At 67.8% G+C, this 26,163-nt stretch carries 29 protein-coding genes and 4 tRNA genes; 18 read left to right on the top strand and 15 right to left on the bottom strand.

Annotated features, from left to right (window positions below):
* Nucleotides 1-23 precede the first annotated feature (23 nt).
* Nucleotides 24-368, top strand: coding sequence for a hypothetical protein (locus HALNA_RS17915; protein WP_049937718.1), 345 nt, complete (start codon nt 24-26; stop codon nt 366-368).
* 174 nt (nt 369-542) lie between these two features.
* On the top strand, nt 543-989 hold the full coding sequence (locus HALNA_RS17910) for a pyridoxamine 5'-phosphate oxidase family protein (protein WP_049937717.1): 447 nt from the start codon (nt 543-545) through the stop codon (nt 987-989).
* A 141-nt stretch (nt 990-1,130) separates the two neighbouring features.
* On the opposite strand, the gene HALNA_RS17905 is transcribed toward HALNA_RS17910, so the two are convergent.
* Nucleotides 1,131-1,204 (bottom strand) — tRNA-Val (locus HALNA_RS17905).
* 86 nt (nt 1,205-1,290) lie between these two features.
* Here HALNA_RS17905 and HALNA_RS17900 point away from each other — a divergent pair.
* On the top strand, nt 1,291-1,830 hold the full coding sequence (locus HALNA_RS17900) for a DUF192 domain-containing protein (RefSeq protein WP_049937715.1): 540 nt from the start codon (nt 1,291-1,293) through the stop codon (nt 1,828-1,830).
* On the top strand, nt 1,827-2,096 hold the full coding sequence (locus HALNA_RS17895; RefSeq protein ID WP_049937714.1) for a DUF7538 family protein: 270 nt from the start codon (nt 1,827-1,829) through the stop codon (nt 2,094-2,096). The genes HALNA_RS17900 and HALNA_RS17895 overlap by 4 nt, the downstream gene beginning before the upstream one ends.
* Here the strand turns inward: HALNA_RS17895 and HALNA_RS17890 are convergent.
* Nucleotides 2,091-3,038: a methyl-accepting chemotaxis protein gene (locus HALNA_RS17890; RefSeq protein WP_049937713.1), complete on the bottom strand. Its 948-nt coding sequence runs from the start codon at nt 3,036-3,038 to the stop codon at nt 2,091-2,093. The genes HALNA_RS17895 and HALNA_RS17890 overlap by 6 nt on opposite strands.
* 111 nt (nt 3,039-3,149) lie before the next feature.
* Between HALNA_RS17890 and HALNA_RS17885 the strand changes: the two genes are divergently transcribed.
* Nucleotides 3,150-5,090 carry an ABC transporter ATP-binding protein gene (locus tag HALNA_RS17885; protein ID WP_049937712.1) on the top strand — a complete coding sequence of 647 codons (1,941 nt, stop codon included), beginning with the start codon at nt 3,150-3,152 and terminating at the stop codon, nt 5,088-5,090.
* Between the two features lie 64 nt (nt 5,091-5,154).
* Complete coding sequence (locus HALNA_RS17880; RefSeq protein WP_049937711.1) at nt 5,155-5,892, top strand: creatininase family protein; 738 nt, start codon at nt 5,155-5,157, stop codon at nt 5,890-5,892.
* 1 nt (nt 5,893) lies between these two features.
* Here HALNA_RS17880 and HALNA_RS17875 read toward each other — a convergent pair whose 3' ends face one another.
* Both HALNA_RS17875 and HALNA_RS17870 read right to left on the bottom strand, forming a co-directional pair.
* On the bottom strand, nt 5,894-6,295 hold the full coding sequence (locus HALNA_RS17875; RefSeq protein ID WP_049937710.1) for a DUF5790 family protein: 402 nt from the start codon (nt 6,293-6,295) through the stop codon (nt 5,894-5,896).
* Nucleotides 6,296-6,381: 86 nt separating this feature from the next.
* Nucleotides 6,382-6,717, bottom strand: a complete 336-nt coding sequence (locus tag HALNA_RS17870; protein WP_049937708.1) for a dihydroneopterin aldolase family protein — start codon at nt 6,715-6,717, stop codon at nt 6,382-6,384.
* 91 nt (nt 6,718-6,808) lie between these two features.
* Here HALNA_RS17870 and azf point away from each other — a divergent pair, with 91 nt between their 5' ends.
* On the top strand, nt 6,809-7,594 hold the full coding sequence (gene azf, locus HALNA_RS17865; protein WP_049937707.1) for an NAD-dependent glucose-6-phosphate dehydrogenase Azf: 786 nt from the start codon (nt 6,809-6,811) through the stop codon (nt 7,592-7,594).
* 349 nt (nt 7,595-7,943) lie between these two features.
* On the opposite strand, the gene HALNA_RS17860 is transcribed toward azf, so the two are convergent.
* Nucleotides 7,944-8,561, bottom strand: coding sequence for a DUF309 domain-containing protein (locus tag HALNA_RS17860; protein ID WP_049937705.1), 618 nt, complete (start codon nt 8,559-8,561; stop codon nt 7,944-7,946).
* A gap of 75 nt (nt 8,562-8,636) precedes the next feature.
* Here HALNA_RS17860 and HALNA_RS17855 point away from each other — a divergent pair, with 75 nt between their 5' ends.
* Together HALNA_RS17855 and HALNA_RS21810 are read left to right on the top strand one after the other, a co-directional pair.
* Entirely contained in the window at nt 8,637-9,062 is a 426-nt protein-coding gene (locus HALNA_RS17855; protein ID WP_049937704.1) for a hypothetical protein, read from the top strand.
* A gap of 88 nt (nt 9,063-9,150) precedes the next feature.
* On the top strand, nt 9,151-9,267 hold the full coding sequence (locus HALNA_RS21810) for a DUF7563 family protein (RefSeq protein ID WP_449404874.1): 117 nt from the start codon (nt 9,151-9,153) through the stop codon (nt 9,265-9,267).
* A 279-nt stretch (nt 9,268-9,546) separates the two neighbouring features.
* Here HALNA_RS21810 and HALNA_RS17850 read toward each other — a convergent pair.
* Nucleotides 9,547-9,619: transfer RNA gene (locus HALNA_RS17850), tRNA-Arg, on the bottom strand.
* Between the two features lie 123 nt (nt 9,620-9,742).
* Between HALNA_RS17850 and HALNA_RS17845 the strand changes: the two genes are divergently transcribed.
* Together HALNA_RS17845 and HALNA_RS17840 are read left to right on the top strand one after the other, a co-directional pair.
* Nucleotides 9,743-10,159 (top strand): hypothetical protein, encoded by a 417-nt coding sequence (locus HALNA_RS17845; protein ID WP_049937703.1) that lies wholly within the window; start codon nt 9,743-9,745, stop codon nt 10,157-10,159.
* Between the two features lie 130 nt (nt 10,160-10,289).
* On the top strand, nt 10,290-11,723 hold the full coding sequence (locus HALNA_RS17840; RefSeq protein ID WP_049937702.1) for a single-stranded DNA binding protein: 1,434 nt from the start codon (nt 10,290-10,292) through the stop codon (nt 11,721-11,723).
* A 4-nt stretch (nt 11,724-11,727) separates the two neighbouring features.
* Here the strand turns inward: HALNA_RS17840 and HALNA_RS20750 are convergent, their stop codons facing one another.
* Nucleotides 11,728-13,539, bottom strand: a complete 1,812-nt coding sequence (locus tag HALNA_RS20750) for a vWA domain-containing protein (protein WP_049937701.1) — start codon at nt 13,537-13,539, stop codon at nt 11,728-11,730.
* A gap of 365 nt (nt 13,540-13,904) precedes the next feature.
* Between HALNA_RS20750 and HALNA_RS17830 the strand changes: the two genes are divergently transcribed.
* Both HALNA_RS17830 and HALNA_RS17825 read left to right on the top strand, forming a co-directional pair.
* Nucleotides 13,905-14,336: a histone gene (locus HALNA_RS17830; RefSeq protein WP_049937700.1), complete on the top strand. Its 432-nt coding sequence runs from the start codon at nt 13,905-13,907 to the stop codon at nt 14,334-14,336.
* On the top strand, nt 14,337-15,341 hold the full coding sequence (locus HALNA_RS17825; protein ID WP_049937699.1) for a histone deacetylase family protein: 1,005 nt from the start codon (nt 14,337-14,339) through the stop codon (nt 15,339-15,341). It begins immediately after the preceding gene.
* Here HALNA_RS17825 and cca read toward each other — a convergent pair.
* Complete coding sequence (gene cca, locus HALNA_RS17820) at nt 15,338-16,687, bottom strand: CCA tRNA nucleotidyltransferase (RefSeq protein ID WP_049937698.1); 1,350 nt, start codon at nt 16,685-16,687, stop codon at nt 15,338-15,340. The genes HALNA_RS17825 and cca overlap by 4 nt on opposite strands.
* A gap of 129 nt (nt 16,688-16,816) precedes the next feature.
* Here cca and HALNA_RS17815 point away from each other — a divergent pair.
* From HALNA_RS17815 to HALNA_RS17805, 3 genes are all read left to right on the top strand, one after another.
* A tRNA-Asn gene (locus HALNA_RS17815) sits at nt 16,817-16,889 on the top strand.
* A 119-nt stretch (nt 16,890-17,008) separates the two neighbouring features.
* Nucleotides 17,009-18,121 (top strand): ABC transporter substrate-binding protein, encoded by a 1,113-nt coding sequence (locus tag HALNA_RS17810; RefSeq protein WP_049937697.1) that lies wholly within the window; start codon nt 17,009-17,011, stop codon nt 18,119-18,121.
* Entirely contained in the window at nt 18,122-19,684 is a 1,563-nt protein-coding gene (locus tag HALNA_RS17805) for an ABC transporter permease (protein ID WP_049937696.1), read from the top strand.
* Between the two features lie 76 nt (nt 19,685-19,760).
* On the opposite strand, the gene HALNA_RS17800 is transcribed toward HALNA_RS17805, so the two are convergent.
* Nucleotides 19,761-20,186, bottom strand: a complete 426-nt coding sequence (locus tag HALNA_RS17800; protein WP_049937695.1) for a GtrA family protein — start codon at nt 20,184-20,186, stop codon at nt 19,761-19,763.
* An 8-nt stretch (nt 20,187-20,194) separates the two neighbouring features.
* On the bottom strand, nt 20,195-21,625 hold the full coding sequence (locus HALNA_RS17795) for a sulfatase (protein ID WP_049937694.1): 1,431 nt from the start codon (nt 21,623-21,625) through the stop codon (nt 20,195-20,197).
* Nucleotides 21,626-21,777: 152 nt separating this feature from the next.
* Between HALNA_RS17795 and HALNA_RS17790 the strand changes: the two genes are divergently transcribed.
* A tRNA-Ile gene (locus HALNA_RS17790) sits at nt 21,778-21,883 on the top strand.
* Nucleotides 21,884-22,085: 202 nt separating this feature from the next.
* On the opposite strand, the gene HALNA_RS17785 is transcribed toward HALNA_RS17790, so the two are convergent.
* Nucleotides 22,086-23,216 carry a S1C family serine protease gene (locus HALNA_RS17785; RefSeq protein WP_049937693.1) on the bottom strand — a complete coding sequence of 377 codons (1,131 nt, stop codon included), beginning with the start codon at nt 23,214-23,216 and terminating at the stop codon, nt 22,086-22,088.
* A gap of 153 nt (nt 23,217-23,369) precedes the next feature.
* The gene (locus tag HALNA_RS20745; RefSeq protein WP_169719064.1) at nt 23,370-23,531 is read right to left on the bottom strand and encodes a DUF7331 family protein; all 162 of its coding nucleotides are present in this window, start codon (nt 23,529-23,531) and stop codon (nt 23,370-23,372) included.
* 443 nt (nt 23,532-23,974) lie between these two features.
* Here HALNA_RS20745 and HALNA_RS17780 point away from each other — a divergent pair, with 443 nt between their 5' ends.
* A complete protein-coding gene (locus tag HALNA_RS17780) occupies nt 23,975-24,631 on the top strand; it encodes a CRISPR-associated protein Cas4 (RefSeq protein WP_049937692.1) in 657 nt (218 codons plus the stop codon).
* Here HALNA_RS17780 and HALNA_RS17775 read toward each other — a convergent pair.
* The 3 genes from HALNA_RS17775 to HALNA_RS17765 all read right to left on the bottom strand — a co-directional run bounded on the left by HALNA_RS17775 (nt 24,617) and on the right by HALNA_RS17765 (nt 26,092).
* Nucleotides 24,617-25,222 (bottom strand): L-threonylcarbamoyladenylate synthase, encoded by a 606-nt coding sequence (locus HALNA_RS17775; protein WP_049937691.1) that lies wholly within the window; start codon nt 25,220-25,222, stop codon nt 24,617-24,619. The genes HALNA_RS17780 and HALNA_RS17775 overlap by 15 nt on opposite strands.
* A gap of 76 nt (nt 25,223-25,298) precedes the next feature.
* A complete protein-coding gene (locus HALNA_RS17770; RefSeq protein WP_049937690.1) occupies nt 25,299-25,811 on the bottom strand; it encodes a redoxin domain-containing protein in 513 nt (170 codons plus the stop codon).
* Complete coding sequence (locus tag HALNA_RS17765) at nt 25,811-26,092, bottom strand: glutathione S-transferase N-terminal domain-containing protein (protein WP_049937688.1); 282 nt, start codon at nt 26,090-26,092, stop codon at nt 25,811-25,813. Before HALNA_RS17765 ends, HALNA_RS17770 begins: the two co-directional genes overlap by 1 nt.
* Between the last annotated feature and the right edge of the window lie 71 nt (nt 26,093-26,163).

Below are 26,163 nucleotides of genomic sequence, written 5' to 3'. Positions count from 1 at the left end.
GAGGCGATCACCGAACGCCGCCCATGTACTCCAGACGCGCGGTCCTCGGCGGCCTCGGTCTCACACTCGTGACCGGCCTCGCCGGCTGTAGCGCCATCTCCGGTCCCGATCCGACCGTCGTCGGGACGGAAGTCGACGGGGGTATCGACTCCCTCCTCGGCGATACCGACATCTTCGTCACCGTGCAAAACGACGGCGCCGCCGGCGACGTGGACGTGACGCTCGAACTGCTCGACAGCGAGGGGACGGTCCTCCTCGACGAGACCCAGACGACGGATATGGGGGCCGACGAGCGAAAGCGGGTGACGTTCTCGGTCGACGTACCGGAAGGGACGGATGACCTGCGGGCGACGGCGAGTCCGGCGTAAGGGGTCCCGACGGGTCGCCACGACGGGACGGCGAACCACCGACATCGACTTCCACTAGTTCGTCCGAGACGGATCAGCGGCCCGTGGGTCGTCCCCGACCAGGCCTGGCCCGAACGAGTCCCTGGGCCGACCGATGTCAGGGGTTTCTTGATGCGCCGACGGAACCGGCCCACTATGGAGTACGGCGTCGAGATGTCGGACGAGGAGATCGGATCGTTTCTCGCACGACGGGGCCACGGTGTGCTCTCGTTCGGCGGCGAGGTGCCGTACGGACTCCCGGTGTCGTTCGGCTACGACGTGGTGAACGAGCGCGTCATTTTCCAACCACTGGGGGCCGAAGACGGCAAGAAAGCGGCGTATCTCGACGACTCGCCGGCGGTGAATCTCGTCGCGTACGAGTGGGAGGGCGTCGACGAGTGGCGTAGCGTCGTCGTCGACGGCGACCTGTCGGCCATCCCGGACGACTCGCCCGAAGCCGTCGACGCCGCCGCCGTGTTCGCCGACTTCGCCACCGTCGTCGGGGCGCCGGTGTTCGACCGGCCGCTGGCGGATATCGAGTCGAACTGGTACGAACTTTCCGTCGACGAGTCGAGCGGCCGGCAGTCGCCGCGGGCGGAGTGAGCGGACTCGGACGACGCGCAGAAGTAGTGGGCTCGGGCGGATTCGAACCACGGTCACTCCGCTCGCTACGTTCGCTCCGTTCCCTGATTCGAATCGCCCTCGGTACCGACTTCGTGCTCGCTGACGCTCGCACAGAAGTAGTGGGCTCGGGCGGATTCGAACCACCGACTTCGGCCTTGTAAAGGCCGCGTCATAACCAGCTAGACCACGAGCCCTCGGCACGAACACCGTCCCCCGACCGAATAACGGTTTCTGTCTCGGGTCGCGAAACCCTTAGGGCCGCGGACGCGATTCGTCCACTATGCTCCGTCGAGCGATCCGGCCCCTCCTCGTCGTCCTCCTCGTCGGCCTCGCCGGCTGTTCGGGCGTGGGACCGACGGCACCGACCGCGACGGCCACCGACGCGCCCGGCACGGCCGCGACGGCGACGAGCGCGCCGGTATCGACGCCCGGAAGCGACTACGACACGGCGACCGTCGTCCTCCTCGACGCGAACGGGACGGCGGTGGCGACGGTCGACGTATGGGTGGCCGACACCTTCTCGAAACAGTACACCGGCCTGAGCGACACGAGCGCGCTCGAACCCGGCCAGGGGATGCTGTTCGTGTTCGATAGCGAGGGTGACCGCGCGTTCGTGATGCGCGATATGGCCTTCCCGCTCGATATGGTGTTTATCGGCGCGGACGGGACGATCACGGCCATCCACCACGCGCCGGTCGAATCCGACGGCGACCTGACACAGTACTCGGGCCGGGCGAAGTTCGTCCTCGAAGTGCCGATGGGCTATACGAACCGGACGGGTATCGACGTCGGCGACCGGGTTCGGATCGAGGGCCGATGACGGACGTGATCGACGCCCTCGCCGACCGTGAGGGCTGGCGTGCCGAGGGCTTCGCCGCCCGCGTCCACTACCGCGGCGAGGGTGATCGGTACTCGGTCGAGTACTACGCGCCGAGTGACTGCGTGCTCTACTGGAAGGTGAGAGGCGACGGGGAGACGGCGGTGCCGGTGGGTCGGGGGACGGTCCCCGACCCGCTCCGTGAACGGGTGCGGATCGATCTGGACGCCGCGGGCGTCGATCCGGCGGTCGAGAGCCGGTCGTTATAGGTCGTCAACCAACGCCCCGACGGCGCGGTCGATATCCTCGATCCGTTCGGTCTGTTCGTCCACCTCGTCGGCGATCTCTTCGGTCTCGCCGACGATCCGTTCGGCGTCCGTGGTGACGTTCTCGGTCATGCTCGCGATCTCCTCGTGGCCGGCGGCCTGTTCGTCGGTGGCTTCGGCCACCTCGTCGATCCCGTCGTTCACCTCCGAGACCGAGGAGTCGATGTCGTCGAGGATGTCGAGGGCGTCCTCGGTGGCGGCGACCCCCTCGCCGACGGCGTCCTGTGTCTCGCCCAAACTCTCCGCGGCGGTCGACGTGGAGTCCTGTATCCCGTCGACGCGTCGTTCGATGTCGGCGGCGTGTTCCTGTGACTCCTCGGCCAGGCTCTTGACCTCGTTGGCGACGACGGCGAACCCCTCACCCTCCTCGCCCGCCCGCGCCGCCTCGATGTTGGCGTTCAAGGCGAGCAGGTTCGTCTGATCCGCGATGTCGTTGATGATCTCGACCACTTCGTCGATTTCGGCGACCGCTTCCTCGACCGCGCGGACGTCGTCGACGACGTTCGTCGTCGACTTCTCGATCTGTTCCATCGCGGCGGCGACCCGCTGTACCGCCTCGTGGCCCTCGCCGGTGAGGTCGTCCGCGCGTTCGCTGGCGGCCGCGACCTGTTCCGCCGACGACGCCACCTCCTCGACGGCGGCGCTCAGATTCGAAATCTCGCCCGCCACCTCCGTCATCCGCTCGTACTGCTCGGTCGTGTGGTCCGTGATCTCCCGCGTCCGCTCGGCGATCTCCTCCGAACTCCCCTGTAACTCGGCGATAGAGGTCTGGATCTCGCTGGCCGCCTCGTTGTCGTAGTCCTCCTGCCGATCGATATCCTGTTGCACCTCGCCGTCCAGTTCGTCGTCGACCCCCGCGTCGAGTTCGGATGCAGCGTTCGACATAGGCGACCGATAACCGACCGACCGGAAAGAAAGCGAGGCGAGGATTATCATCCGTGAAAACGTCGCCATCGACGGGTCAGCCTTTTGCCCGCTCGCGCCCCAGTAAAGACGATGGACGTCCCCGCGGCCGCGGACGACGACCCCTTCGAGGAGCAACGGGAGCGGACGGCCAACCCGATGCGACGGCTGTTCGCCGCGTACGGACGCGAGCAGGCCGGCCCCTTCTCCGTCGGCGTCGTCGCCAGTCTCTTCGCCCGCATCCTCGACCTCCTGCCGCCGCTCCTCCTCGGCATCGCCGTCGACGCCATCTTCCTCGACGAGAGCGAGTTCTCCCTCCCGCTCGTTCCGACCGCGTGGCTCCCGACGGACGCCGAGGCGCAGTTCTGGTTGGTCGTCGGCATCGTCCTCTTTTCCTTTCTCGGCGGCGCCGGCCTCCACTGGGTCCGCAACTGGGGCTGGAACCGCTTCGCCCAGTACGTCCAACACGCCATCCGGACCGACACGTACGACGCGATGCAGCGGCTGAACATGACGTTTTTCGCCGACAAGCAGACCGGCGAGATGATGTCGGTGCTGTCGAACGACGTGAACCGGCTGGAACGGTTCCTCAACGACGGGCTGAACTCCGCGTTCCGCCTCGGCGTCATGGTCGTCGGCATCGCCGCGCTCCTGTTCTGGATGAACCCGCAACTCGCCGTCGTTGCCCTCCTGCCAGTCCCGCTCATCGCCTTCTTCACCTACCGGTTCGTCAACACCATCCAGCCCAAATACGCCGAGGTGCGGTCGAGCGTCGGCCAGGTCAACTCCCGACTGGAGAACAACCTCGGCGGCATTCAGGTGATCAAGACGAGCAACACCGAATCGTACGAGGCCGACCGGGTCGAGGACGTGTCGGGCGACTACTTCGACGCCAACTGGGACGCCATCGAGACGCGGATCAAATTCTTCCCCGGCCTCCGGGTGCTCGCGGGCATCGGTTTCGCGCTCACGTTCACCATCGGCGGCCTCTGGGTGTTCCGTGGCGAGGGTCCCTGGATCTTCACCGGGACCCTCCGCCCCGGCGAGTTCGTCGCCTTCATCCTCTACAGCCAGCGGTTCATCTGGCCGATGGCGCAGTTCGGACAGATCATCAATATGTACCAGCGGGCCTACGCCTCCGCCGCCCGAATCTTCGGGCTGATGGACGAGGACGCGGGCATCGACGAGCGCCCCGATGCCGACGAACTCGTCGTGAGCGAGGGCCGCGTCGAGTACGACGACGTGTCCTTCGGCTACGACGACGCCTCCATCCTCGAGGACGTGAGCTTCGCCGCCGACGGGGGCGATACCGTCGCCTTGGTCGGCCCGACGGGTGCCGGCAAATCCACCGCGCTGAAGCTCCTGCTCCGGATGTACGACGTTGACGAAGGATCGGTTCGGGTCGACGGCCGCGACGTGCGCGACGTGACTCTCGCCAGCCTCCGGAGCGCCATCGGCTACGTCAGCCAGGAGACGTTCCTCTTCTACGGGACGGTCCGCGAGAACATCACCTACGGCACGTTCGACGCCGACGAGGAGGCGGTGATCGCCGCCGCCAAAGCGGCCGAGGCCCACGAGTTCGTCACCAACCTCCCCGACGGCTACGACACGATGGTCGGCGAGCGCGGCGTCAAGCTCTCCGGGGGCCAGCGCCAGCGCCTCGCCATCGCCCGCGCGATGCTCAAAGACCCCGACATCCTCGTTCTCGACGAGGCGACCAGCGACGTCGACACCGAGACGGAGATGCTGATTCAGCGGTCGCTGGATCGGCTCACCGCCGACCGCACCACGTTCGTCATCGCCCACCGCCTCTCGACGGTGAAGGATGCGGACCGCATCGTCGTCCTCGACGACGGCCGAGTGGTCGAACGCGGCACGCACGAGGAGCTACTGGCCGCGGACGGCCTCTACGCCAACCTCTGGGGCGTGCAGGCGGGCGAAATCGAGGACCTCCCCGAGGAGTTCGTCGAGCGGGCGACGCGGCGGGGCGCCCGGACCGCCGAGTTGACGGGGTCCGGCGACGCCGACGACTAGTCGACTTCGCCGATCACGACTCGGTTGTCGTCGCGTTGAAAACCCTCGCCCCCGAGGGGCCGGTATGCATCTCAGCGACGTTACCTGGACGGACGTGCGCGACGCCGACGCCGAACTGGCCCTCCTGCCTGTCGGGAGCACCGAACAGCACGGCCCGCACGCCCCACTGGGCACCGACGCGTACCACGCCGAGACGGTCGCCGAAGCGGGCGCCGAGCGGTTCGACGGCGACGTGGCCGTCGCGCCGACGATTCCCGTCGGTATCGCGGAGGAACACCGCCACTTCTCGGGCACGCTCTGGGTGTCGCCCGACACCTTCCGGAGTTACGTCCGCGACGTGGTCGGGAGCCTCGCACACCACGGCATGGATCGGGTGGTCGTCGTCAACGGGCACGGGGGGAACGTCCCCGCGCTCGGCGAGGTGACGGCGACCATCTCCCGCCACGACGACGCGTACGCCGTCCCGTTCACCTGGTTCGAGGCGGTGGGCGAGCACAGCGGGGAGATGGGCCACGGCGGGCCGCTTGAGACGGCGCTACTGCGGGCGACTCACCCCGACCTCGTGCGGGACGAGCGGATCGACGAGGCACGGGCGGGAGCGAGTCAGGGGTGGGGTGACTGGGTGTCGAAGACGAACCTCGCCTACGACTCCGCGGAGTTCACGGCAAACGGGGTCGTCGGCGATCCGGGAGCGGGCGACGCCGAACTGGGCGAGGAACTGCTGGAGCGGGCGGCCGACGCGCTCGACCGACTGCTGACGGCGGTCGCCGAGCGCGACGTGTCGCGGCCGGCGGACCGATAACTCACTCCTCCGCGTCCTCGAACTCCTGTAGCGACCCGCGGAGCTCCGGAATCGCGTTCGTGAGGTCGCTCACGCCGTCGTGGGCCTCGTCGATCGAGGCGATCAGCGATTCGAGGTCCTCGATGGCGGCCGCGAGGTCGGCGGCGTCCTCGAAGGCGTCGGCGCGTTCGCCCATCGTGTACCACTTTTTCGCCTGCCGGAGGTGCGCCTCGGCCTCGCCCACGTCGAGCGCCGAGCGGAGGCCGTTCAGGACGCCGAGGACGTTTTCCGCCTCCGTCTCCCAGACGTCGGCGGCGGCGGGAAGTTCGGCGCGCGCCTTCGTCAAGTGTTCTTCCACGTCCGCGCGCATCTCTTCCGCCGCCTCGCCGAAGAGTTCGTCGTCGCCGAGCGTCGTCTGACTCATAGTCGGATTTCACCGCCGTGTGAGTTAAACGCACGCCCGAAAGTGAAAGTGAAAGTGAAACGGGACGACTCGCCCGGAGAACGCGCCTATTCTACGTCGACGAGTCGCATCAGCGGATACTCTCCCTCCATCTCCATCGCCGTACGGACGACGACGCCCTCGTACTCGATTCGCATCCCCACCTCCATGAAGCGGCCGGTGAGTTCGACGTAGCCGTGGTCGTCGGCGGCGTCGGTGAGGGCCGCCTCGTCGATATCCACGGTCACCGACTCGCAGAACGGCTGGTTCTCGATGGCGTCGGCCATGGCGCGTTCGAGGCTGGTGGCGCTGTCGGGCGAGACGGGCGTCCCCGCGAACTGGTGGTAGAGTGAGCCGAACTTGATGCCCGCCTCGAAGCAGGCCTGTTGTGCGTCGGTAGCCATACCGCTCCGTGGGTCGGCCGCCGGTAAGACCTGTCGTTCGGCCACCCCGAATCGGTCCTTACTTGAGTTCGGTCGTCCTCTTGACGCCCGAATGGACGACCCGGTGTTACTGACGGGCGCGGGTGGGCGCGTCGGGCAAGCCATCCTGAACGGGATCGGCGACGCCCACGAGTGGCGACTGCTCGACCGGGAACCGCTGCCGAGCGACCGCCTCCCGGCGGGCGTCGACGAGGACGACGTTATCGTCGCGGACGTGACCGACCGCGAGGCGGTGGCCGACGCGATGGCGGGCGTCGGCGCGGCGATCCACCTCGCGGGCGACCCTCGGCCCGAAGCGCCGTGGAACTCGGTGCTGGAAAACAACATCGACGGGACACAGACCGTGTTCGAGGCGGCCGTCGAGGCGGGCGTCGAGAAGGTCGCGTTCGCCTCTTCGAACCACGCCGTCTCGGCCTACGAGACCGACGAGCGCACGCCCGAGATGTACCGCACCGACGACGACTACCTGCTCGATGGAACCGAACTTCCCCGTCCCGGCAACCTCTACGGCGTGAGCAAGGCTGCGGGCGAGACGCTCGGCCGGTACTACCACGACGCCGAGGGCCTCGCCGTCGTCTGTGTCCGCATCGGCAATCTCACCGAGGGACACCCGCCCCGCAACTACGAGCGCGGCCAGGCCATGTGGCTTTCCTACCGCGACTGCGCCCACCTCTTCGACTGCTGCATCCGCGCCGACTACGGCTACGAAATCGTCTACGGTATCTCCGACAACGAGCGCAAGTACTACGCCATCGAGCGCGCGAAGGAGGTGCTGGGCTACGATCCGCAGGACGACGCCGCCGACTACACGCTCGACGGCGAGCCGAAAGAGTCGTAGCCGAAAGCTACTCCTGTCCGAAGGTCGACGGGCGCGTATGGATCGACAGCAACTGATCGCCCTCGTCTTCGTGGTTCTCATGCTGTTCTCGTCGGTCGCGTACACCGTCTCGTTGTTCTGAACGCGACCACCGTCGTCGGCGACGGGTTCGCGAACGATCCGCCGGCACTGCCCGCCCCCCGTTACCAGAATCGAAAATCAGGGGCGAGCGGTTAAGTTGACCCGTCGATCAGGAGGGGACGAAAGTTATCATGCGACGAACGTGTCCGTTCTGTGGGGACCGCGTCGAACTGCTGCCCGAACACCTCGAAGACTGCCAGGAGGCGCCGCGCGACGACCCGCGGGTCTCCTAGTCCTCGAACAGCCCCTCGACGTCGGCGTCCTCCCGGTTCCGGCGTGCGACGTGGTCGACGAGCCGTCGGTAGACGAGCGAGCGCGCCGCGTCGGCGGTCACGAACTCCATCACGACGGTGGTAAAGAGCGTCCGCTCGCCGCCCGCGATTTCCTCGCGGGCGAGCGTGATCGCTCGCTCGACCGGCGCGGCGTCGTAGCCGCCTTCTTCGGCGAGAACCAGCGCCGCCACGGCGGCCGCCTCGAATCGGAGGTCGGAGAGCGCGAGCGCCGCCCCCTCGTAGCGAAGCGGCGGGGGGCGGCGGCGCTCGATGGCTTCCGGATCGGTGGCGAGGGTCGACAGCGCGCGCCGCGCGGCGTCGACGTCGACCCCGCGGTACGGCGAGGGGAGGCCGGCGAGGTAGTCGCCCGCGCTCTCGGCGAGGCCCGTCGCCCCGCTCCAGTTCCGGGTTCGAGCGTGATAGACCGCGGCCGTGAACTGGATGAGGCCGTGCAGAAACCGTTCGTCGTCGGTGCCGTCGTCGAGGCCGAGCCACGGCTCCTCCCACGCGTCGTGGGCGGCGTGGTACTTGCCGGCGTTGTAGATGGCGACGCCGGCCCGAATCGACGAGTCCATACGACGTGTTGCCGCCCGACGTTCAAAAACCGCACCGTCGCAAGCTACAAATCTCGTCGCTTGCTACCATACGTTATGAACGGGCGCACCGAGAGCGATGGCCTGACCGACCGCGAACGCGAGGCGCTTCACGAGGTGGAACTCGGCGTCGAGAACCTCCACCGGGCACACGGCCACCTCGTCTCCTTTCACCACAGTACGGGCCGGGCGATGGATCATCTGGCCACGGCGGAGGAGCTGCTCCGCGAGGCCGGACGCGACGAACTCGCGAACCGCCTGCGCGACGACCACCTGCCGCGGGGCGTCGTGCCGCCCTGTGACGGCGAGGGAGCGACCGCCGGGCGCTGGTCGTACGACATTCTGGAGAAGTTCCAGGCGACGTTCTTGGAGGACGTAGTGGCCTTCGGCGACCGGGTGCACGACGAGGTGGCCGACGGGCGGCGTCACGTCGCCGAACGACGGCAGGAAGCGGCGTGGAAGGAGCGCGCGCGGACGGAGTGACGGATGACCCGTTTGTCGCGTCCTAAGGGGACGGTATCCGTGCTGTACGCTACCTATACTCACTACCGATGCCGCCGTCGGATGGGGTATGAACACCTGTCACAACTGCGACGGCCCGGTGAGTACGGACTTCGTGCGCGTCTTCGGCGACGACAGCGGACGCGTCCACGGCTGTCCCGACTGTCTGTCAGGTCGGAACTGGTGAGATAGTCGTCGGCCGGCGTCTGAAGTGAACTCCTTTCAGCGGACACTCCTCGCTTCGCTCAAGGCTCCGCGAGACGGTTTCTTTCAGCGGACACTCCTCGCTTCGCTCAAGGCTCCGCGAGACGGTTTCTTTCAGCGGACACTCCTCGCTTCGCTCGTCGTGTTGTGCTGAAACGAAACGTCCTGACGGAGTCCCCACGCGAGCGGACGCGAGCGTGGGGGCACGTCAGGTCGTGAACGAAGGAGTGACCTAACGAAGTTAGGTCACGACTGAAGTGAACGTCCTGACGGAGATTTGAACTCCGGTCCCTGGCTCCGCAAGCCAAGAGGATAGTCCACTACCCTATCAGGACTCATTCATCTATACCGCGGAGTCGCTTAAGACGGTTACGATACGCCGGCGACGACGGCCGGAACGTCAAAGGACCACTTGAGAGTACCGAAGGGGTATGATCCCGCCGGCCCTCGTGACAGCTATGAACCGACGAACTCTGCTCCGGGTGGCTCCGCTTCTCGCGCTGAGTGGGTGTCTCGGCAGTGGCAGCGGTGGCGGCGACGACCCGCCCCGCGTGACCGATCGGTCGTTCGAGGACACGGGCGAGTGCTCGAACGCCGAGACTGCGACGGTCGACACCGAGGGATCGACCGTATCGGTCGAGGGCTGTATCACCGGGCCGAACGGCTGTGCGGTCGCGACCCTCGATTCCGCGACCGTCACCGACGGCGACCTGGAGGTGGTCGTCACCACCGAACGCGACGCGCCGCCGGACGTGGCCTGTACCGAGGCGCTCGTCTACCGGGCGTACACGGCGACGATCACGCTCGACGGCGAGGTGGCGGTCCGCGTGATCCACGACACGCCGAACGGGCGGCGGACGGTCGCCGAGGCGTAGGTATATGTAGGAAGCCGAGTGCATCACGGCTCGTGCACCACCAGCGACGACGGACGAAATCGACGGACAGCGGCGTGGCGTTTCGGCAAGGACAACGCTTAACCCGAGGGTTCTCCTGATGCAGGGTACTATGGGCGTAATCGAGGACGTGTACGAGGACCTCGACACGGACGTCGATTTCGAGGAGTTCGAGGCCGCCGTTCACGACAAAGTCGAGCAGATGGGGGGGCTGGCCGACGAGGAGACGGCGGCGATGCTCATCGCCCACGAACTCGAGGACGAGGAGGTGAGCGGTATCGCGGACATCGCGCCGGGGATGGACGAGGTGAAGTTCCTCGCGAAGGTCGTCGGCATCGGCGACCTGCGGACCTTCGAGCGCGACGACGACGAGGCCGACGAGGGTCGCGTCATCAATCTGGACGTGGCGGACGGCACCGGACAGGTGCGCATCTCGTTCTGGGATCGCATGGCGCAGTCGGTCGCCGACGGCGAGGTCGAGGTCGGTGACGTGCTTCGGATCAAGGGCCGACCGCAGGAGGGGTACAGCGGCGTCGAGGTCAGCGTCGATCAAGCCGAGATCGACGAGGACGCCGAGGTGGACGTACAGGTGCAGGACACCTACCGCGTCGACGACCTCTCGCTTGGCCTCTCGGACGTGAACCTCCAGGGGCTGGTGCTGGCGACGGACACGATGCGGACGTTCGAGCGCGACGACGGCTCCGAAGGGCGAGTGTCGAACCTGACCCTCGGCGACGAGACGGGCCGTGTGCGGGTGACGCTCTGGGACGAGAAGGCCGATCGGGCCGAGGAACTCGACGCCGGCACGTCGGTCGAAGTCGTCGACGGCTACGTCCGGGAGCGCGACGGTGACCTCGAACTCCACGTCGGGTCACGCGGCGCGGTCGAGGAGATAGACGCCGACGTGGCGTACGATCCCGAGACGACCGACATCGACGCCCTCGAACTCGACGAGACGGCCGACATCGCGGGCGGCGTCATCGAGACGGACCCGAAGCGGACCTTCGACCGCGACGACGGGAGCGAGGGACAGGTGCGGAACGTCCGGATCAAGGACGGGACGGGCGACATCCGGGTCGCGCTCTGGGGCGAAAAGGCCGACCTCGACGTCGACCTCGCGGACTACGTGGTCGTCACCGACGCCGAGATTCAGGAGGGATGGCAGGACGACCTCGAAGCCTCCGCGGGCTGGCGGGCAACGGTGACGGTGACCGATCCGCCCGAGGACGCGGCGGGGACCGACGCGGGTGCCTCGGCCGCCGAGACGACGGACTCGGGCGGCGACAGTCCCGGTCTCGGTGCCTTCGCCGATGACGGGGGGACCGAATCGGTCGGAGCCGAGGCGACGACCACGGACGCCGATCCAGCCGACGGCGAGACGGTCCAGTTCACGGGGACGGTCGTCCAGGCCGGAAACCCGGTCGTCCTCGACGACGGGACGGAGACCCGGAGCGTCGAGACCGAGGCTGATCTGCGACTCGGCGAAGAAGTGACCGTCCGCGGGCCGATCCACGACGGACGGATCGACGCGGACGAGGTGTACTAACCGTTCAGGCGTCGAGTTCGTCGGGGTTGCCGACTGCCTCGTTGTTCATGCCGCTCCCGTCGTTGTGGCGGCACTGCTCGGTGTAGAAGCCGAGGTCGAAGGCGACGGAGTCGCCTTGGATCTCGTTGCCGTGGTCGGCCGGCAGCCACCACGAGAACCCCAGACAGTTGGTCGCGGGCGTCTGTGGGAAGCAGGCACGGCCGCTGGCGGTCGGATCGCTGCCGAGTTCGTCGAAGTCGTCACCGGCGTCGCCGTCGAGGGGGATCCCGTTGCCGTCGGTGAGCGCCGCCAGCGCGTTGCGGAGCGACCCTTGGAAGAATATCTCCTCGCCCGTCGTGATGACGCCCGCGATGTCCTCGAACTGCCCCTGGAGGTCCTCCGGTTCGGGCGCCGCGAAGTAGTCGCCCTCGTCGTCCGGCTCGTCGCCGCTGCCGCTCTCGTAGTCGGTGTAGTCCGACTCGCTGTTGGCGGTCGTTCCGGCGACTGCTCTGAGCAGGTTCTCGCCGTCGCCGCCGGCGTCGAGTCCGAACCCGATGGTGATGATGCGTTTCCCGGAGCTTTTCACGTCGTCGGCCTCCTCGACGGCGGCCTCGAAGTCGTTGTCGAGGGCGTCGTCGGTGCCCTCGACTCCGTCGTTGGCCGACGGGGAGCCGTCGCTCAACAACACGATGACCGGCGTCGCGCTCTGGCGCGCGCGACTGCTCTCCAGTTCCCCGTTCGCCGCGTCGAGCGCCGCGTCGATGTTGGTGTTGCTCCCGACTCCGGAGCTCCCGTAGGTGTCGATGGCGTCTTTTACCGCGTCGACGTTGCCCTGCGTGTCGAGTTGTGTGAGTTGCTGCTCTACCTCGGCGCTGCTCCCGAAGGCCACCGTCGCGGCCTGGTCGGTCGTGCTGAGTTCGTCGATAAACACCTTCGCGGCGCTGATGATGTCGTTCCGTTCCGACGAGCCGATCGATCCCGAATCGTCGAGGACGAGCGCCACGTCGGCTGCGGAGCCGGTCGCGCCCCCACGCCCGCCGGTCAGATTGTTACAGTCCGTGTCGTACCAGAGGGCGGTCTGAATCTCGTCGAGGAGTTCGACCTCGTTCTGCACCGAGGTCGACGTCTCGTCGGTCGGTCCCGTCTCGTCGGGGTCGTCGGCTTCGGGTTCGGTGAGTCCGTTCTCGGCCGCCGAGACGTTGGCCGCGTTCAGCCAGACGTAGCCCGGATTGTCACACAGGTGGAAGCTGAGCGTGAGTTCGCCGAAGTCACCCGGCTTGACGTCGTCGAGGCCGATGAGCGGGTCGCCACGGCTGCTTTCGGTCCGCAGGTCGGAATCGAGGCCACCGTCGTCGTTGCCGACGTCGGCGAGGATGGTACAGGCGTTCGTCGCGTCGAACTCGTCCTGTACCCCGTCGTCGTCCGAATCCGGGAACGCCTCGACGGACGTGTTGTCCATGAACTGGCCGACGTCGTCGTTGTTGACGTACAGGAGCGGATCGCCGTTGACGAAGTCGTCGCCGGGCTCGCCATCGAACGCCTCCACACCGGGCGGGAAGGCGGTGTACTGGGTCGGGTCCGCCGGCTCGTCCATCGTGATGTCGAGGGCGTCACCCTCGGGCACCCCCGGATCGTCCTCGTCGGCCGACCAGTCGGAGTAATGCTCCTCCCAGTCCATCTTCAGATCGAGCTCGCCCGCCACGAGTCGGTTGTTTTCGAACGTCTCCTGGTCGCTGAAGTACGCGCTCGTGCCGAGGCCGGCGCCCGCCGAGGCGACGCCGATGGTGCCGAGTGCGGCCAGTGCCTTCCGTCGAGAGAGATTGAAGTCGTCTTGCATGCCTGTACCCCCCGTAGGGGGATACTCACGGGTGGAGTCGAACCACCGCCGATCGCCGGTCGCCGGAGTGAGACGGGTTCGTCAACACAACCCCTACGTATAGCTAATCACCACTTTCAGAAGCTTAACGCCCGATTTTTGCGGCTAACGGGCGGTTATTGGCCCGGGTCGTCGACCGGGGATAGAACGGACACGCCGGCTCTCCGCGGGCACGATATCCGGGCCGACGTGCCCGTACGCGCTCCCGGCGTTCGCATCCCGGCTGTTCGTCGCGTGGCGCGCAGGTGTCCGCCCACGCAGGTATACTCCGGGGCGCCGCCCGACCGACGGAAAGGATTATACGCGACACGGACGCCTATCGGTGTATGAGTGTCGAGTTACCGTTCGCCCCCGTAGACACGATCATCCGTCGGAACGCGGGTGACCTGCGGGTGAGTGCGGGTGCGGCGGAGGAACTCGCCCGCCGCATCCAGCGCCACGGGGCGGACCTCGCCGTCGACGCCGCCGAGCACGCAACGGTGGACGGGCGGAAGACGCTGATGGCCGCCGACTTCGGCGTCGAGCAGGTGGTCGCCCGGGACGATCTCGAGCTCCCGGTGGCGCCGGTCGATCGAATCGCTCGCCTCGAAATCGACGGGCACTACCGCGTCTCGATGGACGCGCGGATCGCGCTCGCCGACATCCTGGAGGATTACGCGGACAACGTCGCCGCGGCGGCGGCGACGCTCGCCAACCACGCCGACCGGCGCACCATCCAGGCGGAGGACATCGAGACGTACTTCGCACTCTTCGAATAGATGCAGTTCGGCTACAGCGAGACCTGTCTCGACCACGATACTGGCGCCCGGCATCCGGAGACGGCGGACCGCCTCCGGGCGATCCGCCAACAGCTCACCCGCCGTCACGGCGTCGAGTACGTCGACGCCGATCCGGCGTCGGTCGATACCGTCGGCACCGTCCACGACGCCGACTACGTCGCCGACCTCCGCGAATTCTGTGCCGACGGTGGCGGCGAGTGGGACGCCGACACCGTCGCCTCCCGGGGCACGTGGGACGCCGCCCTCACGAGCGCCGGCCTTGCCCAGTGGGCGGCCGAACGCGCCCTCGACGGCGACGACGGGCGCGAGACGCCGTTTTCGCTCGGCCGCCCACCCGGACACCACGCCGTCGAAGCCGACGCGATGGGCTTTTGCTTTTTCAACAACGCGGCCGTCGCAGCCCAGTCGGTCCTCGACTCCGGCGCCGCCGACCGCGTCGCGATTTTCGACTGGGACGTCCACCACGGCAACGGCACACAGGACATCTTCTACGACCGCGACGACGTGTGTTACGTCTCGCTCCACGAACAGGGGCTGTTCCCGGGAACCGGCGACATCGAGGAGACCGGAACCGGCGCGGGCGAGGGGACGACGCTCAACGTCCCGCTCCGTGCCGGCGCGGGTGACGCCGACTACTTACTGACCTACGAGCGGGCGGTCGCTCCCGTCCTCGACCGGTTCGACCCCGACTTGCTCTTGGTGAGTGCGGGCTTCGACGCCCACCGCCACGACCCCATCTCGCGGATGCGCGTCTCGACCGAGGGGTACGCCAGCCTCACCGAGCGGGTTCGGGCGACCGCCGACGACGCCGACGCCGGCCTCGGATTCGTCCTCGAAGGCGGCTACAGTCTCGATACGCTCTCCGAGAGCATCGCGACCGTCCACGAGACGTTCGACGGTCGGTCGCCCGTCGAGGACGACGCTGACCCGACCGACGACACGACCGACCTGCTCGACGAGGTGCGGTCGATCCACGGCCTCTAGGGACGCGGCTCGAAGTAGCGTGCGAGTTCGACGCCGAAGTCGTCGGCGAGCGTCGCCACCTCGCTGCCGACGAGCAGGTCGTACCCGTCGTCGAGTGCCGTCTCGACGCGTGCGCCGAGCGCTACCTCGAAGATGGCGTCGCTCCCGAGCAAGTCGTCGGGAGACGTGAACTCCCGCTCGCGCTCGACGACGTAGCGGTCGCCGTCGAGGAAGGGACCGTACACGTCGCGGTCGGCGTACGCGTCGTAGAAGCCGGTCGCGTGGTCGCGGACGTGGACGGGCGGCCCGTCGTGGCGCTCGACGGCGGCCAGTTCGGAGACGGCGAGTTCGACGAGGAGGACGGCCCGGCCGTCGGCGAACGTGGCGCTCCGGAGGGGCGCGAATCCGCGTCGGTCGAGTTCGCCCGTGATCCCGTCGAGGGATTTGCGCAGTTGTGGATAGAGCTGATCGTCCACGAGATCCGGCGTCTCGAAGACGACGGCGACGGGCGTCGTCTCCCGGCGGTCGAGGTGGGCGTGGACCGCGGCGGCGTCGAGCGGGTCGGGCTCGCTGGGGGTAAACAACGATTCGCGGGGATCGGCCAGCAGGGCACGGGCGTGATGCTGGAGGCGAGCGACGTTCTCGGACGAGCAGACGGCGGCGACGTTGCGCGCCGGATCGGTCGGATCGATCACCACGAGCGGGTCGTCGAACGCCGCCGTTCCGTGGTTCTCGGGGTCGAGACGAACGGGTGGCTGCCAGTCCGCGGCGGCACGGAGCAGGGGTTCGAACCCGCCGTGCTCGAGGACGAGCAGTTCCGACAGGTAGCCGGAGAACCCGCGGGTGCGGAGGTCGCTCCCGTAGGCGCCGATTCCGGTGAGGAACGCCTTGAACAGGCGCACGTCGCGAGCGAGAGTCGCATCGAGTCGTTCTTGCAGGTACGCGTCGTGGAAGGGTGTGCGGTCGACCGCCGACTGGATCGCCGTCGCGTCGGCCACGTCGTAACAGGGGACGAGATCCACATCGAACCCCCCGATTTCGCCCGTGACGTAGGGATGTTCGGCGTACTCCTCGTGGCCATCGGGGAGGGCGGCCCGGCCCACGTCGAGGCCGTACCGCTCCAGGTCGGCGCGGTCGAGGTCGGCGGGAAACCGGACGAAGAGGTCGATGTCCCGGTCGTCGGCGAGCCACGTCCCACGGGCCGTCGATCCGACCTGGACGACGCTCGCCTCGACGGGGAGGTCGGCGAGGGCGTCGCGGACCCGTCGCGTCAGGTCGTCGACGGCCACTCGGAGGCGCTCGCGCTCGGCGGCGTCAGGCGTCACGCGGTCGGCCACCCGCGCGGTGACGGCCTCGAAGTCGCTCATGCGGCAATCGTCCGACCGACTGTTGTAAGTCAGTTCCGGCTGTCGGCGACTCGTCGGTCCACAATCCGTACGACGGGGAGCGGGTGAAAACGAAAGCCCTTTCATCCGAGTTCGACTATCACCACCTGAGCCGTCGTAGCTCAGATGGTAGAGCACCTCGCTGTTAACGAGGTGGTCCCAGGTTCGAGCCCTGGCGACGGCGCTCCGTTCTCCGGCCGACTTCCCCGCCGAGCCACCGGCCCGTCGCGCGGGTCGACCAATCTATAATAAAAATAACGATGAAATGTTTAATTAACCCGCATCCCATCGCCATTGCAAGGCATGTCTCGGGAACGCATGACGCGGCGCGAAGCGTTGGGGGCGGCGGGCACAGCGGCGGCGTTCGGACTCGCGGGCTGTGTCGGCGGCACGGGTGGCGGCGGGAACGCCGACGCCAGTGCGACGAACACGCCGGCCGCGTCGACCGATCTCTCCGTCATTCTGAACTGGAAGCCGAACGCGACACAGGCGGGCTACTTCGTCGCCGACCGGAACGGTTTCTACGAGGAGGAGGGGCTGAACGTCGACCTGGTCTCCGGACAGGGAGGTGCGTTCGCGGCGAAACAGGTCGGCCTCGGTAACCAGGATATCGGGCTGGGGACGGGCGTCGCGCTGTTGCAGGCGCGGAACCGTGACCTCGACATCCGCTCGTTCGCCGGCACCCAGGACTCGAACGCGGCTATCTACACCGTCGAGGAGCAGTTCGGCGAGGCGCTCACCGAACCGGCACAACTCGCCGGCAAACGGGTCGCCGTCGTCGCCGAGTCGGCCAAGACGATGACGTATCTGCAGATGCTTCTCGATCAAGAAGGCATCAGTGAGGAGGTGGAACTCGTCAACGTCGGCGTCGAACAGCAGACGTCGAATCTCCTCTCTGGGAACGTCGACGCCGCGGTCGGCATCTTCTCCGACTCGCTCGGCCTCGAAGACAAGGGGTACAACGCCTCGATGCTCTGGCTCGCCAACTACACGCCGGCCATCGGCCGGACCGTCTTCGCCCAGCCCGGGTCCGTCGCGGAGAACCCCGAGGCGATGCGTGGCTTCCTCCGCGCGACCGCCCGCGGGTGGGCGTGGGCGTCCAACAACCCGGCGGGAGCGATGGATCGCATGGTCGAGGCGCGGCCCAGCCTGTCGAAATCCCGCGAGATCGGCCTCCTCAAGATGCAGTACACGGCGAAGCATCTCGTGTTGAGCGAGACGGTCCGCGAACACGGCTGGGGCTACCAGCGCGCCGACGCCTGGGATCGGGTCGTCACGGGGCTCATCGAAAACGACGTGATCGACGCCGGCATCGCCGTCGACGACGTGTGGACCAACGAGTATCTGGATACGGACACGGACTACGTCGGCGACTACGCCGCACGGGTTTCCACCGACTACGATCTCCCAGTCTGAATGTCCACGGCCCGCGTCCCGTTCCGCACCCGACGGCTGCTCGACGACCTCGCCCGTCCAGCCGTCGCCGTCCTCTCGCTCGGGGTCGCGGTCGTCGCGTGGGAGGTGGCGGCGGTCGTCTCCGGCGTGCCGACGATCCTCCTGCCCGCGCCGACGGAGGTGGTCGCGGCCGTCCGCGGGCATCGGGCCGACCTCGCACGCAACCTCGCGTATACGGCCTACGAAATCGGCCTCGGGTGGCTCGCCGGCGTCGCCACCGGCGTCGCGTTCGCTGGCGTCATGGCCGCCTCGCGTCGGCTCAGACTCGCGATCTACCCGCTTCTCGTCTCGATCCGCATCGTCCCGCTCGTCGCGATCGCTCCCCTCCTGATCGTCGTCTTCGGTGCGACGCTGTGGACGCGGGTCCTGATGGCGGCCATCCTCACTTTCTTCCCAGTCACGGTGGCGACTCTCGACGGTCTCCTGTCGGTGCCGTCCAGCCAACTCGACTTGCTTCGGTCCGTCGAGGCGTCGACGTGGCGGCGCATCCGCTACGTCCGGCTGCCGAACGCGTTGCCGAGCGTCTTCGCTGGCGTGAAAATCGCTACCCCGCTCGCGGTCGAGGGGGTCCTGCTCGCCGAGTTTCTCGCCTCGTCGCGCGGCCTCGGCCACGCCGTGTTGCAGGCCTCCGCGGACCTCGACACCGCCCTCGTGTTCGGGCAGGTGGCGCTGATCGTCGGCGTCGGTCTGACGCTTTTCGGCCTCGTCTCGGGCTACGAACACCGGGTCCGATGGACGGATCGAGACGACGGGACTGCGAGTGGATTCGGGACCCGCGCCGCCGACACGGCGCCGACGCTCGAACGCGTCCGCGCCGGCGCCCTCGCCCTCGCCGCCCTCGTCGGTCTCTGGGTGGTCGGGACGGTCACCGTCCCGAACGCGGCCGTGTTCCTCCCCGCGCCCACGGCCGTCGCGGCGTCGATTCTGGCGACACCCGGCCTGTTCGTCGACGCGTCGGTCGGCTCGCTCCACAAACTCGCCGCTGGCTGGGCGGTCGGTGCGGGGGTCGGCGGCCTCGTCGGCGCGTTCGTCGCGTTCGCGCCGCGGACCCGCCCCGTCGTCGGCCCCTTTCTCGTCGGCGTTCGCGTGACCCCGACCATCGTCGCCGCCCCCCTCCTGCTGGTCTGGTTCGGCATCTCCTTCTCCGCGGCGACGGTGCTGATCGCGCTCGCGACCTTCTTCCCGGTCGCCGTCGCGGCGGCGAGCGGGCTGGCGACGCTCCCCGAGACCCACCGCTCGCTGCTCGATTCGGTCGACGCCCCTCGCCGAGCGCGCCTGGTCGTCCGCCTCCGCTACGGGTTGCCGACCATCGTCGCCGGGGTGAAGCTCTCGCTCGTCAGCGGGCTCTCGGGCGTCGTCATTGCCGAGTGGTTCGTCGCCAACGACGGCCTCGGCGTTCTCGTCAATCAGGGAATGCGAAACCTGCAGCCGACGCTGACGTACGCGGGCATCGCCTGCCTGTTCGCGCTCGGCATGACGCTGTTCGGCGGGACGACCCTCCTGCAACGACGGCTCGACTGGTGACTGCGGTGCCGGCCGTGACTGGGCGCCGATGCGAGTACCGGAGGCCGATCGCCCCGCCCCCGATTTCCGACCGCCCTCACCCCTGCCACGTCCACCGCGAGTCGAGCACGTACCGGTAGATACCGCTGATGACGATCCCGACGCCGTTGGCGACGAGGTAGGGGATGGCCGCGGCCGAGACGAGCGCGTACAGCACGCCAACCTGAATGGGTATCGCCGTCCCGCGGACGACGTTCGTCCGCAGGAGGCCGTGACCGTACTCGCACCATCCCTGGTGGCGCTCGGCGTGGAACGTCCAGTAGTTGTTGATTCCGTACTGGAGCAGAATCGTGATTTCGATCGAGATGACGGCGGCAAGCAGATACTGAATCCGACCCCACTCGACGAGCGTGCCGAGCAGCGCCGTCTGAAAGCCCGCTGCCATCGCCCCGACGAGGAAGAACCGTCGAAGCTGTGGTGCTTCGGGACCGAACAGTATCGCCCGCAGAAATCGCCGGAGCATCCGCGGAGCTATCGATACCCGAGGGCTTCCAGTCTGGTTTCGATATCCCCGTCGACTCCCCCCGCGCCCGCTTCGCGGTCGACCGACCCTAGCATCGACGCGTGGTCCCCGGCGACCGTCCGCAGGTGCTCGCGCGCGGCCGCGATAGCCGGTCGGTCGTCGTCCGCGCGGTCCGACCGTTGGTCGGGGTCCGCTCGCCGGTCGTACAGCTCTTCGGTCCCCGTCTCCGCGTTCAGGATGTACACCCAGTCGGCGTCGCGGGCGCTCACCAGCAGGTCGCCCTCGTCGAGCGACCTGGGGATTGGCTGCTGAGTCACGTCCTCGCCGCGGACGGTGACGGTCACCACCGGATCGTCGAGTGGCGCGACGCCGTCCCGGAGCGTCGGGAGGAGGCTCTCGCCGACCCACTCGTCGGCCGGGCTGACACCGAGGAGGTCACAGACCGTCGGCGCGATGGCGTCCAGGCCGACGTGTTCCGGCACTCGCCGCCCCTCCATCCCCGGCACGTCGACGATCAGGGGGACGTGGACGAGTTCGTCGTAGAGTTTGGGGTAGTGGGCGAGGTGGCCGTGATCCATGAACTCCTCGCCGTGGTCGCCGGCGACGAGGACGGCGGTGTCGTCGGCGACGCCCGCCGCGTCGAGGGAGTCGAGCAGCCGTTCCAGGCTCGCGTCGACCTGTCGTACCGCGCCCTGATACAGGGTCCGGAGGTCCGCGAGGGTACGGTCGCCGACCGACCACCCGAGTCCCGTCCGGACGTGGGCGATCAGCATCCGGACCTTCCCGACGCGGCGGTCGGTGTCCCGGAGGTATCGCGGCGCGGGGACGTAGGGCGTGTGGGTGTCCATGTAGTGGATCCAGAGGAAGAACGGCTCGTCCGTCTCCGAGACGAACGCGGTGGCCGCCCGCTCCGTATCGAGCATCCGCGATGCGTCGGTGAACGGCTGGTCGTCCGCGCCCCCGCGGAGGTAGTTGCCGACCCGTCGGAACGGCGAGGTGAGCAGTTGGAGCCACGCCCCCCACGTCGGGTGGGCGGCGACGAACTCGCCGGCGCGGCCGTCGGTGCTCCCGCCCACGAACGCGTCGAACTCGTCGAAGCCGTCGTCGTATCCCCAGTGTTGGGTGAGGAAGCCGTTGGCGGCGTTGAACCCGCCGGTGGCGACGTCCGCCGACTGGAGCCGTTCGGCGAGGGTGGTCACACCCTCGCCGTCGACGCCGATACGCCCCGTGTCGGCGAAGACCGGGCGCGAGGCGAGAATCGAGGGGAAGGACATCGGCGTCCAGTTGCCGTGGGCGAAGGCGTTCTCGAAGACGGTGCCCCGCTCCGCGAGCGCCGAGAGCGTGGGCGTGTGGTACTCGCTGCCGTACGGCTCGATGGCGTCGGTACGCAGGGAGTCGACGGTGACGAGAACGGCGTTGGAGACGGGAGAGTTTGTCATGTGATGAGGCAGTGCGGCCGTCGACGGGGCCCATCCCGGCGCCGTCGACGACCCTCGTTGTCACACTTATATGTGAATGGTACTACTCAACCTTTTGGTCGACTCCGACGGTCCGGCACGTTCAAGACGGCGGGGCGTCGATGTCGGATCGAGGGCCCTTAGCTTAGTCCGGTTAAAGCCCCCGGCTCATAGTGGTCGCGATACGCGTCGCGGGTATGGGACACCGGGTGATCGCTGGTTCGAATCCGGCAGGGCCCATCCCACTTTTTCCTCGGTCGCTTCGCTCCCTCGCAAAAACGTGGGGAAAAAGACCGCAGAACGGATTCGAGCCCAGCGGACGAGCGGAGCGAACGGAACGACCGAGGTGCGAATCCGGCAGGGCCCATCCCACTTTTTCCTCGGTCGCTCCACCTCCTCGGAAGACACGGCGGACCCACACTCTCGACGACGCGTAGGCGTCCTAGCCTCCGTCTCTGGCCCCCAGTACCACCTCGACCGTTCGCGTCTCGCCACCACGCAACACGTCGAGTCGCACCGTCTCGCCCGGCGACGTATTCAACAGCAGGTGTGAGAGGAAGTCCTGTCGCGATTTCACCTCGTTCCCGTCGAGAGCGAGAACGATATCGCCGCCGGCGGGAACCTCGAACCCCCCGACGGTGGTGCGGTCGTCGTTGACCGCAAGCACCCGTGCTGCGGGACTGTTTTCCGCGACGCCGGTGACGAGGACGCCTCGCGTGCGACGCATATCTCGGACACGGGCGATGGCGCCGCTCACGTCGCTGACGGCGGCACCGAAGAACGGGTGTGTGTAGGCGCCGTCGGCAACGAGGTCGGGAACGACCCGGCGGACCAGCGAGGGCGAGATGGCGAAGGCGATGTTCTCGCCGCCGCCGGAGTTGACGACGCCGAGGACGGTTCCATCGAGGCCGACGAGCGGGCCACCGCTGTTGCCGGGATTGACCGGAGCGTCCGTCTGGATGGCGTTGGGGAGGAGGAAGTTAGCCCGCGGGTTCGGGATCAGACGGTTCGTCGCGCTGACGATGCCCGAAGTGAGGGAGTTACGGAGGCCGAGCGGACTGCCGATGACGGCGACGTGGGTGCCGATGGCCGGCTCGTCGTCGGCGAGGACGAGCGGTGCCGCGTCGGCGGGACGGGGTCCGACCCCGATGGCGGCGAGGTCGCTCAGCGAGTCCGTCCCGAGGACCGTCCCGATTCGGGTTTCGCCATCGCTGAAGACGATTTCGACCCGCTCGGCATTCCCGGCGACGTGGGCGTTGGTGACGATGGTCCCGTCGCCGTAGACGAACCCGGAACCGAGCGATCCGCGCGGGGTGCGGACGAGGACGACCGAATCGATGGTCTCACGATACACCTGCGTGTACTCGCTCTCGGTCGCCCCGTCGGGGGTCGAGCGGGGGGTGGGCGTCGGCGTCGGCGTTGATGTCGGCGTCGACGTCGGCGTGCCCGTGGCCGTGGGTGGGGACTCGCCCTCGGAGGTCACCCCGTCGGACGACGTGAGGGCGGAACAGCCGGCCAGTACAGTCGTGAGTGCCGATCCGATCGCTGTGAGAAACTGGCGCCGCCGTGACATCATCGGTGGTTCAAGATGTGGACGGAAAAGTGCGGCTGATCGTGGGCGGACGGCCACGCGCCCCCGTCAACCGATGCGGCGAGTCACCGTGCCGACACCGGCCACACCGACCCGGTCTGGCGACCAACCGGAAAACGGGTCCAATACACGGTATCAGTCCAGGTCGGTGATCGATCTGGCGACCGTCGACTGAATCCACGCCCGGTGGTTCTCGCGGTCGTAGATGATGCATTCACCCGTGCCGATGGTCAACTCGTCGTATCGGCGCCGGTCGTCGACCGATCCGTTGTTCGGATCGCTGGAATCCGTGTTCATACGTGCTCGGATCGGGATGGTCCCGTGTTCCTCCGACAGACGATCCGACGTACACCGTGGTAAACGTTACCATCCAATTATCAGATGCCGAAATCGGACGGTTTGAGTGCCTACACTACGTATTTGTGGCTGTCATTGCGACGGACTCCCGTCGTGATTGATGGTCCGAAAACTGGCAGTTGACTCGGTGTTTGCCTCATCAAAAAGTAAGCCCTCGGACACCTCAACCGACCTCAAACAACCAGATAACTCCGAATCCTTCACACGATAGGAGTAACGGGGGCGTGGCACTCCCATCGGCGTGTCGGGTCGTAAACGTAAGTTCCCAAACCAGCGCAAACGGGCGTGGGAAGCCCACGACTTTAGTCGTGGGAGGATGTCACCACCCGAGAGAGCCGTGGACGGCCGAGGGTTCAAACGGAAAGCCGCGGCCATCGACGCCCGTGCTCACCTTCGGATCGCTCGCCCGGGCCGCCTACTGCCCGCGTCAGTACTACTACGCCCAGCAGGAGGGGGGCAACGAACCGCCGCCGTCGGTCCGTGCCCGCCGCGACCTGGCCTTTCGCTACCCCATGCTCCGGCGGGCGAGCGACGCCGAACTGGCGGCCGAACCCATCGAACGCCCGCCCGACGCGTACCGAACGGCCCTCGATCGGCTCGCGGACCGGGCGGACTGGGACGGGCTGACCGATCCGACGGTTCGGGAGGTACTGCTTACGGGTCGGGAGTGTCGGGGCATCGCACACAAGATTCTGGACGGCGACCCGCCGGTACCGACGTTCGTCTCGCCGGGCGAACCACCGGATCGGGGTGTGTGGCGCCCACAGCGGGTGCGGGCGGTGGCGATGGCGAAGGCGCTGGCCTGGGAGCGCGGGCGCGAGATTCCGTCGGCGCTGGTGGAGTATCCGGCCCACGGCGTCGTCCGGCGGGTTCGGCTGACGACGCGGAACCGGGCGGCGTACCGCACGACGGTGCGGACGGTTCGGGACGTCGACGGCCCGCCGTCACGCATCGACGACGAGGCGAAGTGTGACGCCTGTGACTACCACGAGGAGTGTGGGGTTCGGACGCGGTCGCTTCGGTCGTTACTGGGTCTCTAACCACGCATCGATGTCGTCGGCCATCGCGCCGCGGCGGTGGATCACGCCCGCGCCGGGGTCGACGACGGTGCTTTCGGTCCCGGGCGTCTCGCCGCCGTCGACGACGACGGCGACGCCGTCGCGGATGCGGTCGTCGAGCGCGGAAATGCGGGTGACGCTCGGCGACCCGGACCGGTTGGCGCTGGTGGCCGTCAGGGGTGGCGCCCGTTCGAGAAGGTCGAGCGCCGTCTCGTGGTCGGGGACGCGCACCCCGACTCGGTCCCGACCGGCGGTGAGTACGTCGGGGAGCGAGGGACGGCGTTCGACGACGACGGTCACGGGACCGGGGAGAAAGCGGCGCATGAACTGCTCTTCCACCGCGGTCGGCCGGGTGTAGTCGAGGGCGGCGTCGACGGAGGGGACGCCGAGCGAGAGCGGGTTCGCCCGCGACCGGCGCTTCAGGCCGAACACCCGTTCGACCGCGTCGGGATCGGTGGCGTCGGCGCCGAGTCCGTACACCGTCTCGGTCGGGTAGACGACGGCGCGGCCCTCGCGAACGGCGGCGGCAGCGTCGGCGAGCGACGCTTCGTCGTGCGTATCGTCGGCAGTCATCGACGTCCGGCGTCGGAGCGCGATTCGTCGGCAGGCCGGCAGGTTCGAAGCCTCCGGATGGTGACGATACGCACGATCAGTCGACGAGCGCCCGAATCTCGTGTTCCAGTTCGTCGTAGGGCGGGAAGTCGGGCCACTCCGCAGCCACCCACACGTACCGAACGGTGCGATCCTCGTCGATCAGGAAGGTGGCCGGCCGGGGTTCCGAGATACCGGCCATCCCGTCGAGGTCGTTGGCGACGCCGTACGCCTCGGCGACGCCGTTCGCGGGGTCCGAAAAGAGGTCGTACGCCATCCCGCGCTCCTCGATGAGCCGTTTGTGGGCGTAGGGCGTGGAGATGGAGACGCCGACGACGGTGATGTGATCTTCGAGAGCGCGGTCCCGGAGCTCGTTCCAGATGTACGTCGCGGGGAACGCGCCGTCCATCGGGTAGAAGACCAGACAGACGGGGCCCTCGTCGGTCAGTTCCGAGAGCGAGGCGTCCGCCCAGAACTCGTCGTTGACGAGCGGACGGGTGAAGTCGGGCGCCTGCTCGCCTTCGGCGACGTGGTCGGTTTCGGGGAGGGAGACGACGTCGAAATCGACCATCAGTCGTCACCTCCCGCCACCAGACCGGAGCCGTAGGTGGATTCGAGATACTCGACCACGTTCGCCGACTCGGACATCGTGACGCCGGTGCGTTCGTCGACGATGGCCGGGACGGGGCGGGAGCCGGCGACCCGTTTGACCACGTTGCGTTCGGAGTGCATCGGTTCGACGAACCGCGAGGTGTAGTCGAGGCCCAGGTCGTCGAGCGTCCGGACGACGCGTTCGCAGTACGGACACGCCTGTAGGCGATACAGGGTAATCGGCGGGTCGCTGTCGGACATATAACGCCGTACGGCAGCCCCCGGCCTAAGCCCTTCGTTCGGGTGATACGGGCGTCGTGAGGGCAACGCTT

Origin of the sequence: Haloplanus natans DSM 17983, assembly GCF_000427685.1 — an archaeon.
Taxonomy (GTDB): Archaea; Halobacteriota; Halobacteria; order Halobacteriales; family Haloferacaceae; genus Haloplanus; species Haloplanus natans.
This window is presented reverse-complemented; position numbering and strand designations above follow the sequence as displayed.

Excerpts from the sequence above, each read along its gene's own strand:
- HALNA_RS17915 (WP_049937718.1), top strand. The coding sequence starts at position 24 with ATGTACTCCAGACGCGCGGTCCTCGGCGGCCTCGGTCTCACACTCGTG.
- HALNA_RS17890 (WP_049937713.1), bottom strand. The coding sequence starts at position 3,038 with ATGTCGAACGCTGCATCCGAACTCGACGCGGGGGTCGACGACGAACTG.
- HALNA_RS17800 (WP_049937695.1), bottom strand. The coding sequence starts at position 20,186 with ATGCTCCGGCGATTTCTGCGGGCGATACTGTTCGGTCCCGAAGCACCA.
- HALNA_RS17875 (WP_049937710.1), bottom strand. The coding sequence starts at position 6,295 with ATGAGTCAGACGACGCTCGGCGACGACGAACTCTTCGGCGAGGCGGCG.
- HALNA_RS17880 (WP_049937711.1), top strand. The coding sequence starts at position 5,155 with ATGCATCTCAGCGACGTTACCTGGACGGACGTGCGCGACGCCGACGCC.
- azf (WP_049937707.1), top strand. The coding sequence starts at position 6,809 with ATGGACGACCCGGTGTTACTGACGGGCGCGGGTGGGCGCGTCGGGCAA.
- HALNA_RS17885 (WP_049937712.1), top strand. The coding sequence starts at position 3,150 with ATGGACGTCCCCGCGGCCGCGGACGACGACCCCTTCGAGGAGCAACGG.
- HALNA_RS17855 (WP_049937704.1), top strand. The coding sequence starts at position 8,637 with ATGAACGGGCGCACCGAGAGCGATGGCCTGACCGACCGCGAACGCGAG.
- cca (WP_049937698.1), bottom strand. The coding sequence starts at position 16,687 with ATGAGCGACTTCGAGGCCGTCACCGCGCGGGTGGCCGACCGCGTGACG.
- HALNA_RS20750 (WP_049937701.1), bottom strand. The coding sequence starts at position 13,539 with ATGCAAGACGACTTCAATCTCTCTCGACGGAAGGCACTGGCCGCACTC.
- HALNA_RS17825 (WP_049937699.1), top strand. The coding sequence starts at position 14,337 with ATGCAGTTCGGCTACAGCGAGACCTGTCTCGACCACGATACTGGCGCC.
- HALNA_RS17785 (WP_049937693.1), bottom strand. The coding sequence starts at position 23,216 with ATGTCACGGCGGCGCCAGTTTCTCACAGCGATCGGATCGGCACTCACG.
- HALNA_RS20745 (WP_169719064.1), bottom strand. The coding sequence starts at position 23,531 with ATGAACACGGATTCCAGCGATCCGAACAACGGATCGGTCGACGACCGG.
- HALNA_RS17845 (WP_049937703.1), top strand. The coding sequence starts at position 9,743 with ATGAACCGACGAACTCTGCTCCGGGTGGCTCCGCTTCTCGCGCTGAGT.
- HALNA_RS21810 (WP_449404874.1), top strand. The coding sequence starts at position 9,151 with ATGAACACCTGTCACAACTGCGACGGCCCGGTGAGTACGGACTTCGTG.
- HALNA_RS17895 (WP_049937714.1), top strand. The coding sequence starts at position 1,827 with ATGACGGACGTGATCGACGCCCTCGCCGACCGTGAGGGCTGGCGTGCC.
- HALNA_RS17805 (WP_049937696.1), top strand. The coding sequence starts at position 18,122 with ATGTCCACGGCCCGCGTCCCGTTCCGCACCCGACGGCTGCTCGACGAC.
- HALNA_RS17765 (WP_049937688.1), bottom strand. The coding sequence starts at position 26,092 with ATGTCCGACAGCGACCCGCCGATTACCCTGTATCGCCTACAGGCGTGT.
- HALNA_RS17910 (WP_049937717.1), top strand. The coding sequence starts at position 543 with ATGGAGTACGGCGTCGAGATGTCGGACGAGGAGATCGGATCGTTTCTC.
- HALNA_RS17810 (WP_049937697.1), top strand. The coding sequence starts at position 17,009 with ATGTCTCGGGAACGCATGACGCGGCGCGAAGCGTTGGGGGCGGCGGGC.
- HALNA_RS17770 (WP_049937690.1), bottom strand. The coding sequence starts at position 25,811 with ATGGTCGATTTCGACGTCGTCTCCCTCCCCGAAACCGACCACGTCGCC.
- HALNA_RS17860 (WP_049937705.1), bottom strand. The coding sequence starts at position 8,561 with ATGGACTCGTCGATTCGGGCCGGCGTCGCCATCTACAACGCCGGCAAG.
- HALNA_RS17795 (WP_049937694.1), bottom strand. The coding sequence starts at position 21,625 with ATGACAAACTCTCCCGTCTCCAACGCCGTTCTCGTCACCGTCGACTCC.
- HALNA_RS17840 (WP_049937702.1), top strand. The coding sequence starts at position 10,290 with ATGGGCGTAATCGAGGACGTGTACGAGGACCTCGACACGGACGTCGAT.
- HALNA_RS17900 (WP_049937715.1), top strand. The coding sequence starts at position 1,291 with ATGCTCCGTCGAGCGATCCGGCCCCTCCTCGTCGTCCTCCTCGTCGGC.
- HALNA_RS17830 (WP_049937700.1), top strand. The coding sequence starts at position 13,905 with ATGAGTGTCGAGTTACCGTTCGCCCCCGTAGACACGATCATCCGTCGG.
- HALNA_RS17870 (WP_049937708.1), bottom strand. The coding sequence starts at position 6,717 with ATGGCTACCGACGCACAACAGGCCTGCTTCGAGGCGGGCATCAAGTTC.
- HALNA_RS17775 (WP_049937691.1), bottom strand. The coding sequence starts at position 25,222 with ATGACTGCCGACGATACGCACGACGAAGCGTCGCTCGCCGACGCTGCC.